We start from the raw sequence: 14,683 nt of genomic DNA, 5'->3' as shown, positions 1-14,683 counted from the left end.
TAGGTATTTCTGCTCAGGCTGCGTTCGTTTCCGCCTGCGCCCTGTTGCCTTTTTCTGCCCCATAAGCCCAGAAAAGGAGCCGGATTGTCTCATAGACTCCCCCTCCCCCCCAAACCCGGACATGGCGGCGGTTCTACCAACAAGAGGGCCGCCGGATAAGGGCGGCCTTCTTCTTTAGCTACCCCGGGTCAGGCGACGCTGACGCTGAGTTTGTCCTTTTTGACCTTGAGGCTGATCTTGCGCACCGGTTCCCCCGCCGCCATGCGCTCTAGAACTGCGTCGGAAAGATTGGCGAGAACGGTGTCCGCAATGATGGCATCCGCATTGCGGGCACCGCTATCCACTTCGGTGCAGCGGCTGGCAATGAGCTCCACCAGGGCGTCACCAAAGTCCAGCCTGGCACCGTGATTGGCCTCGATTCGGGCCCGAACCCGTTCCAGCTTGAGGCGGATGATGCGCTTCATTACGTCATCCTGAACCGGGTAATAAGGCACCACATTGAGCCGTCCGAGAAACGCTGGTTTGAAGGCTTTTTGCAGGTCGGGGCGCAGTAATTCAGCCAGGTCTTCCGGGGTGGGGGCCCGGGATTGGCCGTTCACCGTGACCCCGTGTTCCACGGCCTGCATGATGAGCTGGGTGCCCACGTTGGAGGTGAGCAGGATGACCGTGTTACGGAAATCCACCTCTCGGCCTTCCGCATCTTCCAACACTCCCTTGTCGAACACCTGGAAAAACAGCTCCAGTACGTCCGGGTGGGCCTTTTCCACCTCGTCCAGCAGCACTACGCTGTAGGGGCGGCGGCGCACCGCTTCTGTGAGCACGCCTCCTTCACCGTAGCCCACGTACCCCGGAGGGGAGCCCTTCAGGCCGGAAACGCTATGAGCTTCCTGGTACTCGGACATATTGATGCAGACCAGATTCCGTTCTCCTCCATAAAGCTCATTGGCCAGGGCCAGGGCCGTTTCCGTTTTGCCGACGCCAGAGGGGCCGACGAGGAGAAAAACGCCCTTGGGTTTCCCCGGATCTTCCAGATTAGCCCGGGCAATGCGCAGTCGCCGGGCAATCAAGGCCAGGGCGTGGTTTTGCCCCACGACCCTTTGTTCCAGCAGGTCCTGGAGGCGGCGCACATTGTCGATTTCATCGCTCAACATGCGTCCCAGGGGAATGCCGGTCCAGGCTGACACGATTTCAGCCACCGTTGCTCCGTCCACACAGTCATAGACCAGGGGGCTTTGCTGGTGCAATTCATGGAGCTGGGCTTGGGTGGCCTGGAGGGTTGCCCGTAATTGCGCCCGCTGGCTTTCCTGGCTCCCTGCCTTGCGTTTGCCCTTGGGGGCTTCGGCGCCTTCCGGAGGGAGTGCTGCCAGGGCCTGGCGGGTTTCCTGAATGGTGTCGATCAGGGCTTGCTGGGCGGCCTGGGCGTCTTGGGCCTCTTTCAGGCTCTTCGCCAGTTCCTCCTTGCGGGCCGCCAGCTCCTTAAGGCGAGGGCCGTGGGCGGCCTCGTCCTGTTCCCGGCCCAGGGCGGCGATTTCCCGATCCACGTTTTCCACCAGCCGTGTCAAATCTTCCACCACCGCCGGTTTGGATGCTCGGGAAAGGGCGACCCGGGCGCAGGCCGTATCCAGAACACTTACCCCCTTGTCCGGCAGTTGGCGCCCGGCGATGTAGCGGGCGGAGAGCTTTACCGCTTCCACCACCGCTTCGTCCAGAATGCGCACCCGATGGTGGGTCTCCATGGTGCCGACCACTCCCCGCAGCATTTGGATGGCGTTTTCTTCGTCCGGCTCTTCCACTTTGACCACTTGAAAGCGTCGGGCCAGGGCCGCATCCTTTTCGAAGTACTTTTTGTATTCCGCCCAGGTGGTGGCGGCGATGGTGCGCAGTTCTCCCCGGGCCAGGGCGGGTTTCAGCAGATTGGCTGCATCGCTTTGCCCTGCCTGGCCTCCGGCGCCAATCATGGTGTGCGCTTCGTCGATGAACAAAATAATGGGGACCAGACTGGCCTTGACCTCATCGATCACGCCCCGCAGTCGGTTCTCAAATTCCCCTTTGACACTGGCGCCCGCCTGGAGCAATCCCAGGTCCAGGGTACGCAGGGCCACATTCTGAAGCGGCTCGGGGACTTCCCCTGCGGCAATGCGCAGGGCCAGGCCTTCCACTACGGCGGTTTTCCCTACCCCCGGTTCCCCTGTGAGGATGGGGTTGTTCTGGCGCCGCCGCAGGAGAATATCCACCATCTGACGAATTTCCCCTTCCCGCCCCAATACCGGATCGATCTTTCCTGCCCGGGCCTGGGTGGTCAAATCCACGGTAAAGCGGTCCAGAGAGGGCGTGGGGACACCTGCCCCAAGAGCTCCCGTAGGGGCGCTTTCCCCTTCGCTGCCGGAAATATCCTTTTCGGTGGCAGTGGTGGCCACTCGCGCTTCCGGGGCACGACGCAGCAGTTCCGGGAGCAATTCCCGTAGTTGATCGGGCGTTACCCGGGTCAAACTGGCGCAGGAGCTTTCCACGGACCGCCACAATTCCGGGGTGGCCAGTAAGCCAAGCAACAGGAAGCCTCCCCGTAATTGTGTGGCGCCAAAATCCACCGAGGCGATTAGCCAAGAAGCCTCCAGCCAGCGCGGGATGCGTTCGGAAAGCACAGGGTTACGGGTATTACCGCTACGCAGCCGGGCCAGCCCGCCCATCAACTCATCCCGCAGCCGGCTTTCTGCCACCCCCAGGGTTTTCAGCATGGGGGGTAAATCCCCATCCCCCTGGCTGAGTAATTCCAATAACACATGCTCAATATCCACCTCATGGTGGGTTCGGGACAACGCAACATTGGCTGCAGCCTCCAAGGCACGGCGGGAAGCGGGAGATAGCTTGGCGATCAGGGATTTTAGGTTGGTCATGGGGATGTTATAGATAGGAATGAAAAGTTATCCGTCTATTGAAGAATTAAAGGAAAAAATAAATGGCTTTGGCAGGTAATTATTTTTTTTAAAGGATATCTGGGTGGCAACGCCTAGCCATCAAATTGTTTTCTTTATAAAAAAGACCCGGTTGAATAAATGGGAGGTCATTTGGCTCGTTGCAAAGCGCGTTTTGGTGGTTTGCTGTGTGGAGCGCTGCGATGGAGTAAATCCAGATATCGGCGATAAGTATTGGCTGATTCTGCGTGGAGCTCGGGAACTTCCCATTGGGCGTCGGCTAGGTTCAGCCACGCCACCGTGCGGGTAGGCTCACGTTTTAATACATGCTGTAAGATTGGAATTGCGGACTCTCTCAGATTCCTTTCGCAATAATCCACTTCTGAGGACTTATTTTCCTTTCTTAGTTGATCTAGGCCGTCTATGTCATAGTTGTATAAATAAAACGCATAATCGTTCATTAGTGCTGTGTATCGTGGTTCCTTGTTTTCAGGGTCTACTGCATCGAAAGGAAATGTGGAAAAGAAATGCCTAAAGCGAAAGACGCCCAAAGCTTTTTTGCGATAGTCTGCACCCCCTTCTCGAATGGCATCTTGATAAGCCTGTTGAGCATTGGCGTACATTTCTAATAAATAGGGGAGATAGTCTTGCCACTTTAGCGCGTTTAATGGAATTTCCTTTATGGCAAGAGGAAGCGGTAAATCAGTGCCAGATTTTTTGCATTCTGGGTTAAAGTGGTTGACGTACGTCTTCCACATGTCAATTAAAAAACCGGGTGTTACACTTAGCCTTTCCTCTGTCTTTCCCCCGATAATTGCTTTGGCGCGATCTGGCCCCATGACTTGAAAAGAAGAGGATGCGAGAGGATTGTCGGCGTTAGAGTATTTGATGACATCCATGTGTTTCATGTCATCATGAATGATAATGATAGTAGTAAACCCACATACCCAATCAGTATTTTGGTTGTTGGCTGATGGCCAAGATATTTGTTGCTTTGTTGTAATTTCATCGCTTGTTTCCGCACCTGCGCCTCCGATAATTAAATATTCTGGACGATTGTTGTGGTCTAGGTCGATATTCAATAAACCTAGGCGAGAAATTTTTGTTGGGTATGTTGGGGCTCTCTGAACGGCAATAGGATGGGAATCTCCATCTTTGAACAGAGTAAAGATCGCTTGCCCCCAATCTGCAGCTTTTTCTGTCATGACATCAACGTGATAGCCGTTACTTAGGGAAATGGTGCCCACTGGACGAAATAAGTGATCGGCAAAGGCAAAAGAGGGCAGCAGAATCAGTGGAGCCACGATTGATCGAGAGAAATTAAGCGACTTGGCCATGACTTATGGTCTTCGTTGGGTTGGTTTTTGGCTTTATGGGAGCTTTATTTTTGTTATAAAATCTTTTGTGTTGTTTGTTTTGTCTGTTATTTTTCTTGTTACTAAAGCAAGGTTTGTTTTTTTATTTATAGATATTTGTTCCGCCCATGCGTGGTAGCAATCTCCCATTGCCGATTGAGCAAGTTTGTCAGTTACATCACATGCTTCCATGGCGGTAAATGGGATTATTAGTTGTTTTTTGTAATGTAGGGCGACTAGAGGAAAGTCGTCCGCTCCAGATGCTGCGTTGAAGTCATTACTTACGTATCCGTATTTTATTTTTACCGTTGCTTGCCCGCAGTTGTGCGTACTGGTCTTTGATCCGTTTTTGGTTATAACGCCCCCATTGTTTTTTTCTATTAATAAACTTTGCCAGTTAATTTCTTTTGCCATCACGGATGTCTTGTCGTTCGCGGGGGGCTGCCTAACTGTAACGGTAAGATTCGATGTTGACTTAGAACAAATAAAAAATAGTTTTGCGTATCCATCATCAGCCAAAGAAAAGATTGGGTAGATTATTGAAATAATCAATAGAAGGTTTTGCGTTTTTTGAATTTTAATGATTGGCATTGTATTCCCCAGAAAAGAATAGTGAAGCTTCTTGCTTCCTTCTGCGTGAATTTCCTTTTGCTCTGTATTTTTCTATTGCTGAGGGTATTTCTGAATACTTTTTTGTGTTTATGGATTCTAATAATTTTGATATTCCGTTTGTTCCACAATTGTAGCCTATAGATACTAAGGAATCATATTCGTACTGGTGTAATGGAACTTTTACGCCGCAGTTTACTTTTTCTTCTATTGAAGCTAAGTCGTTAGAGGCAAATTCTTGGGCTTTTTCCAAGGGTATGCTATCCCCAATTGATATTTTATCTGACGGTTTTACTAGGTGCCCCATTCCGATCGTCGGAAGGTCTCTTTGGTCTAAGTAACATGTCAGAATAAATCCATTTGTGACGGGGTATTTTTTTTTGTGTTTCTTGTCGTAAAATGTACCATTTTCTATTCCACTTTCCTGAATGGCTAAAAATTTCAATCCAGAATCTGATATTTTCCAGGGCTTCCACAGGCGTGGCGATATGCCTTCTTTTTCAGATTCTGTTTTTTCGTTGGTGGTGCTGTTAATTGCCATAATTTAGTCTTCCAGGTGCCCTAGGTATATTTTTATATTTTTGGGGGTGCTAGTGTGAAAACGAATTGTTTTCCCGTTGCTATCTGTTTCTCCAAAAAAACGCTCGCCATTATTGAATACCGCGGTGTACAGCGCGTTTCCCAATGGTTTTTTTAATTTGTCTTTTAGTACAAAACATTCTGTAAAGTTGGATTCCAATTTTGGAATGTTTGTGAATTTTTTTGATATTTTTGCTGGTCCACTAAGAGTGTAATCCGTCCCCTTGATACTGGTCGTTCCTGGGCAATGCACATCAATATTGCCGCCCTTCAGTCGGATATATCCCCCGCCACTGGTCAGCAGCAGTTCCTGACTCGCCAGGATTTGTACCTTGCCTTTACAGGAAGTAATGGTGACATCCTTATCCGCCGTAATTTCCAAAGCATCGCTCTGAGCCTGCACCTGGACCTTGCCCTTGGCCGCAATAAGCTTGAGGGCGATCTGATCTTTCACTCCGGCGACGAAGAGGCTGATGTGTTGGCCCACGTTGTGGAGCCAGCGGCGGCCCGAGGTTTGTTGGGTGTCCCGTTGGGCGATCAGGTCCAGGTTGGTGCCGGCACTCACCGTGGCGCTCTGTTCCGTGCCGGCAGCCAGGCCCCCGGGGGCGGAGAGGATCATGAGGGGCTGGCGCCCGGTCTGGTCCTGGGCGGTTTTCCCTTCCGGGTCCGTGTTGCTGCCCCCTTCCCAGGCTTTCAAGGCGCTGACCTGGTGGTGCAGGTGGCCCGTGGGGGTTTTGCTGGCCTTGGCGTTGTTGGGCTGAATTTGTTCCGGGCCCGTTTCCACCGTATCCGCTAGCTGATGGGTGGCGTTTTCGCCCAGGGCCTGGCTTAGGGCCAGGGCGCTTTCCAGTTGGTGCTGGATGCCGCTCCGGGCCAGTTGTTTGCCGCCAGCGTTGGCCTGGGTTTCGGTGCTGAGGAGCAGGCCCTGGCCCGCCCTTAGGGCGCCTTGCCGGTCGGTGCGCAGTTCAAAGCCATCTCCCCGGGGCGTGGCTTTGCCCTCGGTCCGGGGATGGGTGAGGAAGCCCTGGTTGAGCTGGGTTTTGCCGTGTTCGCTGGAGAGTTTGGCCCGCACTTCCCCCGGGGTGTCGTCGAAGAGCAGTTCGTTGTATTGGCCCCCCTGGTGTTCCTTACTCTTGATGCCGGAGAGGGTTTTGTTGGCGGGGAGGGTGCCGGCGCCGCTGAAGGTGGGGGGAAGGTGGCTGCCGTTATAGAGCACCCCGGTGATGAGGGGCCGGTCAATGTCCCCTTCCAGGAAGTCCACCAGCACTTCCTGGCCGATGCGGGGAATGAACTGGTGGCCCCAGGCGGCCCCGGCGCTGGGCATGGCGACCCGGAGCCAGCAGCTGGAGGTGTCGTCCCGATTGGCCCCCACGGTGGGGTGTTCGTCGGGCCGTTGCCAGTGGAACTGGACCTTGATGCGGCCCTGGGCGTCCGTATGCACTTCTTCCCCCGAGGGGCCCACCACGGTGGCGGTCTGGGCGCCCCGGGCCGTGGGTTTGGCCTGGTCGCTGTGGGCATAGGCCGGGGTGAGGGGGAGGCCCCGGCGCTGGGCGGTGAGGTGGGTCTGGAAGGGCTGGGCTTCTGTGGGGGAGAGGCTCCCGGCGCCTGAGGTGCCGGCGGTGGGGCTGGTCAGGGCGCTTTGCCCCAAAAGGCTGGGGGGCAGTTGCTGGGCCAGTTCTCCGGGCAGGTTGTTCCTGGCCGCGAACTGTTGCCGGGTAACCACGAATTCCCGCTGGTCGCTGCCCTTCCCGTCCAGGGCCGGGTGGTCGTCCAGGCGGAACCATTGACCCGCCAGAAGGCCCCGCACCGTGCCCTGGCCGGTGAAGGCCTTGGCGCTCCGGTCATGGGCCTGTTGGCGCAGGCGGGCGTAGCGTTCCAGCTGATCCGGGTCTTGGGCGTAGTAGAGGCTTTGGGGGTCGTAGTCTTCCAGGGTGGTGCCGGCGGCCTGGCCGTCTTTTCCCTGTTCCACGTGGCTCCCATCCCCTCCTTGCAGGGTGGTGACAGGCTGGTAGTCGAAGCTGGCCAGGCTCACTTTGCTGGAGACCACCTGGCGCTGGCTTTCCCAGTGGCTGAGGCCGTCTTCTTGCTCCGTGGCGTCGCTGCGGTGGAAGCGTACCCGCTCCAGGGGGGCGGCCGGGACCGCATAGGGATCGTCGAAGGCCACCAGGGTGACGTGGGGCGTACCTTCCTGGCTATGGTCAAAGCGCCAGGCCAATCCTTCTTCGTGGAGCAGGCGGACGATGAAGTCGTAGTCGGTCTCCCGGTACTGGAGACAGTAGCTGCGGGGGGAGAGGGGCTGGGTCAGGTGGAAGTCCAGCTGTTGCTGGGCGGCAAAGACCGGGTTGGCGGCCCGGTGTTCGTCCAGGATCTGGCGGATGATGGCGTCTGGGGTGAGGTCCTGGAAGACCCGGCTGGTGTGGCGGAGCTTGAGCAGGGCCAGGGGCGGTTCCAGGGTCAGGGCATAGCGGGCGAAGCCCCCGTCACTGGCCAGGGCTTCGGCACCGCTGACCACGCCGCAGCGCACCACCGGGGCCCCATCCTGGCCTTCCACCGTCAGGGCGGCGGCTAAGCCCAGGAGGCTTTTGAGTTCCAGACCCACGTCCGGGGACAGGCATTCCACCCGGTAGCGATAGGACTGGGAGAGGCCTTCTTCCCCTTCCAGGGCGTGGGGCAACAGCCGCTCCGACCAGACTTGGCCATCCCCCAGTTGCAACCCGAACTGCCGCCCCGCCTGCAAATACCCGCTTCCGTAACTCTCCAATAGCTCCGCCAGGGATTTCATGAACAATCCTTTGTATTTCTAAGCGAGCAGCATGAATGCGGCATCGCTGGGATGGTGGGGAAAAGGCTCCTGAGTGAGCCAACTGTCCAGCCCCAGGCGGGGGGCAGGGTGGCTAGGGCCGGGGAGTTGCAGGGGGGCGACTTCAGTGCCTTTTAGGGTGAGCTTGATGTCGCATCCCAGACCGTGACCGACACAGAACGCCAACAATTCTTTCAATTCCAAGGCTCCCGGATTGCCGGGACAGAAGTTCTGGTATTGGCTTTTGCTCAACGGCCCCAGGTGCAGACGGACACGGGTTTGCCGGTCCCATATGCGTTGGCCAGCGAAAGCACTGCTACCCAAGGTGCAAGCGTTGGCGCCCAGACGGCTTTGCTGTTCTTCTGGAACGGTGATCCAGGTTCCAACGAAGTTTTCTAGGCGGGCAGGGACTTGGAAGAGGCCTTCCACCAATTCGGCGATGGCGGTCGCGGATACGGGGCGTTGCGCCAATAGGCCGGCGAAAAATAGGAGCTTTTCCTTAAGGGGCCTGGGTGGGTTTCCCTCCGGTGCGGGGGCGGGGGCGGGGGCTTCCCTTTTGGGCTGATCCGCATGCCAACCCAGGCCGATAAAGCTGCGCAGGCTGCGGGTGAATACATCCCGACCTTGTAATTGCTCAAAGCTCAAAGGGAAATGGTATTTGCGCCAAGCGGTATAGAAGAGGCTGAGGGCCCGATGAGAAAAAATGTCGAAAAAAGCGTGGGCGGTGTGATCCCGATATTGATACTGGCGCTCAATGAGCAATTCGGTATAGGGGGTGGGCAAGGCACCGGAAGGCCCGGTTAACCCCATGCAGGCGACGACCATCTCTTGGGTAGCGTCGGGTGCAGCATCTTTTTCTTTCCCGGAAAAATGGGTGATTTCTGCTGGGGGAAAAGCTAGATTGGCTGGCGTACGGAAGCGTAGGGATTCCGGTAGCGCTGCCGTAGACGGTTGGTCGCGGCCATTGGCCAGCACCCGGAGCGCTTGGAAAAGGCCAAAACGCTCCGGGTGTCGGGACAACTCGTCAATCAGATCACGAGTGCGGTACCGGTTCTCGGCGGCCATTGGAAGAGAATTCCTTCATGCTGCTTGGTGAAAACCCGGAGTCGGGTAAAGCTGTTCGGTGCGCAATACAGCGCAAAAAAGCGTTCCAGTACCATGGCAAACAGATGGGTGCCGGTGCCTACGTAGAAAGATTCATCCAGGGTTAAGTCGATTTCCGTTCCCCGGACGAAACCGGAAAATAGGGGGCCGGAGACCCGGGTGGTGTGGGGGCGACTGTCTATGGCCTGGATTCCCTGAATTTGACGGGAGATGCCCTGGCTATCGGTCAAGTTGTATAGCCCCAGTAATTCCTGAAGTGCGGCTTTGCCCTGGCTGGCAATGGAAAGATGGTTGAGGGCCAGGTGGGAAACGAGCCGCCATTGCAGCCCTCTCTTGTGGGTAATCCGCAGGCTGGGCGTGGGCTTGCGCAGAACTTTGACCCGGCTGATGACCGAATGCCCGGGGATTTGGAAATCCCCCTGATTGCCCCCGAAGGGGAGAGAGGCTGGCAGGTCCCGGTTGCTACAGGTTAAATCTAGGCTCAGGACTTCCGCTTCGGGGCGTACCGGGGTGAAATGCAGATCGGTGAGGTGCATGTGCACTTCCGTCCCCCCATCGCCTTCTCCGGTGGCCCGGTCACGGCTGGTGTACCAGTAGTAAGCGGCGGCCGGTCCCCCATGCTGACCGATGGCGTAGAAAGGAGGAACCTGTTCCGAAACTTCCTGGTTACCCAGACGCTCCGCCCGATTCACCTTATCCACGGAAATCACTTCAAAAGCCCGCGGTTTCCGGCTGTCCGGAATTACGGGATAGGATTCCCGATAATGGGTGAGGCGGATGGGTTCGGCGGCGTGGCGGAAAAGATTGATTACCGGCGTACAGCCCAATTTGAAATTACTGGCGGACAGGGTCTGCTGGAGCCGGAGGTAACGCTCATCCTGGCCGTATTGGCTGAGGAAAAACTGGATGCGCAGACGATTCCCGGGATGGCGGAGCGCTGGTGATCGCAGCCCTTTCAGGCGAAAGAAAAGAAATTTTTCCGGGAAAGCGAAATACTCACTGAGTAGCCGGTAACCGAGGAAAGAGCGCTGGTCATAATCCAATAGGCATTCTTCCTCCCCAAACCCCACCTCCTCCAGCGCCTCCGGCGTCAATAGGACGGTATGGGCTGGCGTGTCTTTTCCGTCATCAATACGGATGGCTTTCAGGCGGGAGAAGAGTGTTTCGTGGAGCAAATGCATCAGAGGACCTTCTCCGTCCAGGAAAAAGCGCAGGGAGCTCAGGTCCAGCGCCCCAAAGTCCTGACCACCGAGAGTTTCCAGTTCCAGGGTGATGACGGCCGCTGCCGGCATGAGACGGCTCAAGTATTCGGAGGTCTGGCTTAGTTCGAGTTTGGCCGAGGCCACTAAAAGCGGCCAAATTTCCACATCATAGGCGGTACGGAAGCGGCAAGAGGTGCCGTTGATCGTGGGAGAAATCAGGGGGTGATGCCGGGGAATGGGATAGCGGTCGGCAATGGTGGGCTTGCTTGGATCAATGTCTAGTTGGACGATGGAACAAGAGGGAAATGGGCGGAGATAGTGAGGGTATAACACCTGCAGAAAGGACTCGGCGATTTCCGGATATTCATCGTCGATCTTTCGGTGAATGCGGGCAGCCAGAAAAGAAAAGGCCTCAATAAGGCGCTCTACATGGGGATCTTCGCACTGTTCCCCTTCCAGTTGCAGGCGGCGAGCGATTTTCGGGTAGCGTTGGGCGAATTCACCGGACAGCTTGCGCAAATAGCCTAATTCCCGTTCGTAATACGGTAATAGTTCGTCCAACATGGCGCTTAGTCTTTGTCTTGAACCCGATAGGCGTTGGATGCCAGTTGAAGCGTGGCATCAAAGGTCACGGTGGGGCGGTTGGGGTAGGGGGCGAGCACGGCGGCCACCCGAAAACGCAAGGAACGTTCATTGCCGTTGGCCAAATCCAGGGAGACCCGGACACGCTTGAGCCGGGGCTCAAAGCGCTCAATGCTGCGGAGTAGGTCTTCTTGGAGCCGGGAACGGTCATCCGGATCTTGCAGACAGAGGCTGTTTAAATCCATGACCCCGTAGGCCAACATGGTGCGGGAGGCCTCGTCGTAATCCATGACTTTTTCGTCCGGATCACTGCGGCGGGTATTGAGAAGAGCTTCCAAATCCCGGGCGACGATCTGACGATAACGGCGTAAATCCAGGTAGAAGCTATCTGCCCGTTCCTCACTGTCCTTGGGGCTATCGTCCAACAGGCGATCCAGAAAAGAGGGCTGGATCGCCTGCTGCTGCTTATCTAGTCTCATGACTTCAATGGTGCAGAAGCGGAGGGAGTGGCGGGGACTTGCAAGGCGGAGGCCTTGTTGCCTAACTGCCAGTGGAAGGCGATGAAGACCACAACGGCAACGACGGCCAGTAGGGTGTAGTACATCCAGATGGGAAGTTCGTGGCGGACAAACTCTTGGAATTTGAGGGGTAGCCGCCAATGGGGGGCGAATTCCGCTTTACCTCCCCGGGCATGGGTGATTTCCTGTTCCAGGCGGGCAACCAGATAATTGAGCTTTTCTGTGCCTTCAATCAGGTATTTCCCCTGGAAGCCCAGCAGCAGGCAAGTGCGGAACACTTCCAGGAGTTCCACATTGGCTACCGGATCCAGACGCAGGGTTTCCAGCTTGTCAAAAAAGATTTCGCCAGCAAGGTGCTGGCCGAAAAGCCGTAACTGGAGGGGGGCCAGTTCCCATTCGTCCCTTAAGGCGAAGTCGGAGCCCAGGATGATTTCATCCAGTAAGGCGCAGAACGCGAATTTGGCGTCATTGATGGCTTCGGGAGATTTGCCGAAATTACGGGCGTTACTTTCGAACTGGGCGAGAAAGCGATCAATACGCTTGTTGAATTCGGCGACGCTATTGGGGGGATTGCCATCCTTGAGCAGGAACAGGAGATAAATCCCATCTTCCAGCAATTCATCCAAGGTGGGGCCGTTGTTGGCCGCAGTCAGCGGTACCTGGACCGATGAGGTTGGGGCCGCTGGGGAAGCGGGGAAAGGCGCGGTAGCGTTCAACACAATCTCCTTAATGGAAGACGGCGATCAATTCCAACTTCAGACCATCCAAACTTTGAGGGACGTAGATGGAGATGGATCGGGCTTTCATCATGCGTTCATACATGGTGCCGCTGGGTTCCAGGGCGAAGTAGTAATTGCCCACCCGGACAGGAATGGCCGCTGGTGTTTGGGGGGTGTGGTGCAAACGGATGCCACCTAGCGCGGAATTCAATACCCGCTCCACATCATCAGGAGCGCCCAGTTTGAGTTTGACCGGGACCGTTTCTACCAGATTGGGGAGTGCCATTTCGCTGGATACGGACAGGTAAAAGTCGGTTTTGTCCTGAAGCCGATCCGAATCCAAATGCCCTTGGTAAAACGAGGGCTTGGGGTTGGTGAGGGGAATGATCAGATAGCGGCTGGAGATAACCGTGTCTAGCAAACTCCGGATTAGCTCATCCAGCTTTGTAAATACCCGATCCGCTTCCATATGATGATAGAGGGGGATTTCTGCCAGGGTGAGTGAAGAGGAAAAGGTCAGCAACTCACCAGCGAGCTGGGCAAGTACTTCATACAGTTTTTCTGGATGAACTGCTGGGAAGTGGTGTAGATGATTGAGCTGGGGAAAGCTCCGATTGACCGTGTGCAACAGCCAAAAAGAGGCGATGTCTGTGGTGCCGTATTCCACGACACTTTTCACCCGCTCCCTATGGGTAGCCGCCAAGGCCTGGCTCTTGACCTCCAGGATGTCGATGAGGCGCCGGAGTTGGGCCATTAAGGCAGGCGATGCTTGGAGGCAGAGAAGCGGGGGAATGTACTGTTCATCGACTCCCCAGCTTCCGGAGGCATTTTTTACCAATCTCGCGACGGGAATGCACAGAAACCCATCTCGGTTTTCCGGCTCCAACATGATTTTGACGTTGGCTCGGAGAACGGTGATATCCGTTTCCAACGCTTGGGAGAATAAATCCGGGGCTGGTGCTTGGTCGGTGACAAAACGTACCGGGCGGGCGGCGTTTTCATCTGTTGCCTGGCAATTTCCCCCAAATTCGTTGTAGGCGGGGAGACATGCGAATACCAGGCTGGAAGCTCCCAATTGGGGAAGATCGTTCAGGTTCCTCTGGGCCGGTAGCGGTGTTTCATCAGGGGCTTTGATACCTAGACCATCTTGAAATAGGAGTTCTAGCTTGGCTAAGCGCAAAAAGCCGCCAGCCAATGCTTCCTGATCTATTTCCAGGGACTGCAAGCCCCACGGGTGCAGGTGGGTCAAGCTTGCCACCCGGGCCAGTTGGACATCGGTATAGCAAGCTTGTTGCTGGAAGTGTTGAGGGCGAAGGAACATTCCTTCGCCCCAAAGGATGCGCAAAGATCCCGGCAAGATACCGCTCCCTGGTTAAAACGCAGCAGGAGCCGCTTTGTGCTTATGCAGCCGCTTCTTGGCCTTTGATCTTCCAGAATTGGTAGCGCTGGATTGAACCGGAACGCCGTCACTGCCAGTGACTACCGGGGCATTGGGGTCAATACATTCGGGTTTGGCATTGGCGGGCTGACTGGGTAGCAGTACGGGCTTGATTCCGGAGAGCTCAATGTAGCAATCCTTCACTGTGAAGGTGAGTCCGTTGCGACGTACGTCATCGGCCTTGACCAAATAGCGCCAAAAATGCCGGTCCGGACGTCGGAAATAACCCACGATCCCCACATATTTTGTATCCGTCCCCAGGGTGCCTGCGTCTACCCGTTGTACCCCTGGGACTACCACTGTTTCCGAACGATCCACTAAGTCGGCGCCAAGAAGTTCTGCGTCACTCCGGCCACTGGCAGCGGTGGCAAAGGTTAGCTTGGAAAACTCCGCAGAGTCCTTGAGTTGGTAAAGGCGCACCACGACCGAGAGGGGCTTGCCGGTGGTGTCTCTGTTTATGACAGGGTCTCCAGATGTCTTGATTTGATATTTGGTCGGAGTCGCGGCACAGCCGAATAGAAACAGACTGCCAATGGTAGCAATGGCGCTCGCTCCGAATGCTTTGATACGCATGTTGTTCCTTTCCTTTGAGTCCTAGATGTGACTTTGTATGACGAATGGAGCTATGACGGTTGACTATTGTATGTCATTCAATGAGTATACGCAAAATTTTAGAAATTAATCTATTTATATGCATCCAATAGTTCATATGATTATCGTAATACGTGACTTTTTTCACGAAATATTATGATAAATTGCATATGGAATATTTTTAATTAATTGATTATTAATGTTTTTTTATAAATTTACTTGTTTTTCAATTTTTTAAAATTTTTTGTATAAATAACTGTTTTTCTAAAGGAAA

At 55.2% G+C, this 14,683-nt stretch carries 11 protein-coding genes; all 11 read right to left on the bottom strand.

Annotated elements, in window-relative coordinates; genetic code table 11:
* Positions 1 to 188: 188 nt before the first annotated feature.
* Positions 189 to 2,894 (bottom strand): type VI secretion system ATPase TssH, encoded by a 2,706-nt coding sequence (gene tssH, locus Azoinq_RS02615; protein ID WP_216126759.1) that lies wholly within the window; start codon positions 2,892 to 2,894, stop codon positions 189 to 191.
* A 167-nt stretch (positions 2,895 to 3,061) separates the two neighbouring features.
* Positions 3,062 to 4,216 (bottom strand): hypothetical protein, encoded by a 1,155-nt coding sequence (locus tag Azoinq_RS02610; RefSeq protein WP_216126760.1) that lies wholly within the window; start codon positions 4,214 to 4,216, stop codon positions 3,062 to 3,064.
* Positions 4,217 to 4,282: 66 nt separating this feature from the next.
* On the bottom strand, positions 4,283 to 4,858 hold the full coding sequence (locus Azoinq_RS02605; protein ID WP_216126763.1) for a hypothetical protein: 576 nt from the start codon (positions 4,856 to 4,858) through the stop codon (positions 4,283 to 4,285).
* Complete coding sequence (locus Azoinq_RS02600; RefSeq protein ID WP_216126772.1) at positions 4,845 to 5,417, bottom strand: lysozyme; 573 nt, start codon at positions 5,415 to 5,417, stop codon at positions 4,845 to 4,847. Before Azoinq_RS02600 ends, Azoinq_RS02605 begins: the two co-directional genes overlap by 14 nt.
* Positions 5,418 to 5,420: 3 nt before the next feature.
* Entirely contained in the window at positions 5,421 to 8,237 is a 2,817-nt protein-coding gene (locus Azoinq_RS02595; protein WP_216126774.1) for a type VI secretion system Vgr family protein, read from the bottom strand.
* A gap of 18 nt (positions 8,238 to 8,255) precedes the next feature.
* Positions 8,256 to 9,320: a type VI secretion system baseplate subunit TssG gene (gene tssG / locus Azoinq_RS02590; protein ID WP_216126776.1), complete on the bottom strand. Its 1,065-nt coding sequence runs from the start codon at positions 9,318 to 9,320 to the stop codon at positions 8,256 to 8,258.
* Positions 9,284 to 11,125: a type VI secretion system baseplate subunit TssF gene (tssF, locus tag Azoinq_RS02585; protein WP_216126786.1), complete on the bottom strand. Its 1,842-nt coding sequence runs from the start codon at positions 11,123 to 11,125 to the stop codon at positions 9,284 to 9,286. Before tssF ends, tssG begins: the two co-directional genes overlap by 37 nt.
* 5 nt (positions 11,126 to 11,130) lie before the next feature.
* Positions 11,131 to 11,622: a type VI secretion system baseplate subunit TssE gene (gene tssE / locus Azoinq_RS02580; protein WP_216126788.1), complete on the bottom strand. Its 492-nt coding sequence runs from the start codon at positions 11,620 to 11,622 to the stop codon at positions 11,131 to 11,133.
* Complete coding sequence (icmH, locus tag Azoinq_RS02575) at positions 11,619 to 12,377, bottom strand: type IVB secretion system protein IcmH/DotU (RefSeq protein ID WP_216126795.1); 759 nt, start codon at positions 12,375 to 12,377, stop codon at positions 11,619 to 11,621. Before icmH ends, tssE begins: the two co-directional genes overlap by 4 nt.
* Before the next feature lie 10 nt (positions 12,378 to 12,387).
* Positions 12,388 to 13,737, bottom strand: a complete 1,350-nt coding sequence (gene tssK / locus Azoinq_RS02570) for a type VI secretion system baseplate subunit TssK (RefSeq protein ID WP_216126801.1) — start codon at positions 13,735 to 13,737, stop codon at positions 12,388 to 12,390.
* A 15-nt stretch (positions 13,738 to 13,752) separates the two neighbouring features.
* Entirely contained in the window at positions 13,753 to 14,391 is a 639-nt protein-coding gene (gene tssJ / locus Azoinq_RS02565) for a type VI secretion system lipoprotein TssJ (protein WP_216126804.1), read from the bottom strand.
* Positions 14,392 to 14,683 lie beyond the last annotated feature (292 nt).

It is taken from the genome of Azospira inquinata (genome assembly GCF_018905915.1).
Classification (GTDB): domain Bacteria; phylum Pseudomonadota; class Gammaproteobacteria; order Burkholderiales; family Rhodocyclaceae; genus Azospira; species Azospira inquinata.
Note: the sequence above shows the minus strand (reverse complement) of the source record. Positions and strands in the feature narration are given on the sequence as shown.

What these genes read in the sequence shown, in the direction of transcription:
- Azoinq_RS02595 (WP_216126774.1), bottom strand. Translation starts at nt 8,237, where the DNA reads ATGAAATCCCTGGCGGAGCTATTGGAGAGTTACGGAAGCGGGTATTTG.
- tssE (WP_216126788.1), bottom strand. Translation starts at nt 11,622, where the DNA reads ATGAGACTAGATAAGCAGCAGCAGGCGATCCAGCCCTCTTTTCTGGAT.
- tssH (WP_216126759.1), bottom strand. Translation starts at nt 2,894, where the DNA reads ATGACCAACCTAAAATCCCTGATCGCCAAGCTATCTCCCGCTTCCCGC.
- tssG (WP_216126776.1), bottom strand. Translation starts at nt 9,320, where the DNA reads ATGGCCGCCGAGAACCGGTACCGCACTCGTGATCTGATTGACGAGTTG.
- tssF (WP_216126786.1), bottom strand. Translation starts at nt 11,125, where the DNA reads ATGTTGGACGAACTATTACCGTATTACGAACGGGAATTAGGCTATTTG.
- Azoinq_RS02605 (WP_216126763.1), bottom strand. Translation starts at nt 4,858, where the DNA reads ATGCCAATCATTAAAATTCAAAAAACGCAAAACCTTCTATTGATTATT.
- tssJ (WP_216126804.1), bottom strand. Translation starts at nt 14,391, where the DNA reads ATGCGTATCAAAGCATTCGGAGCGAGCGCCATTGCTACCATTGGCAGT.
- Azoinq_RS02600 (WP_216126772.1), bottom strand. Translation starts at nt 5,417, where the DNA reads ATGGCAATTAACAGCACCACCAACGAAAAAACAGAATCTGAAAAAGAA.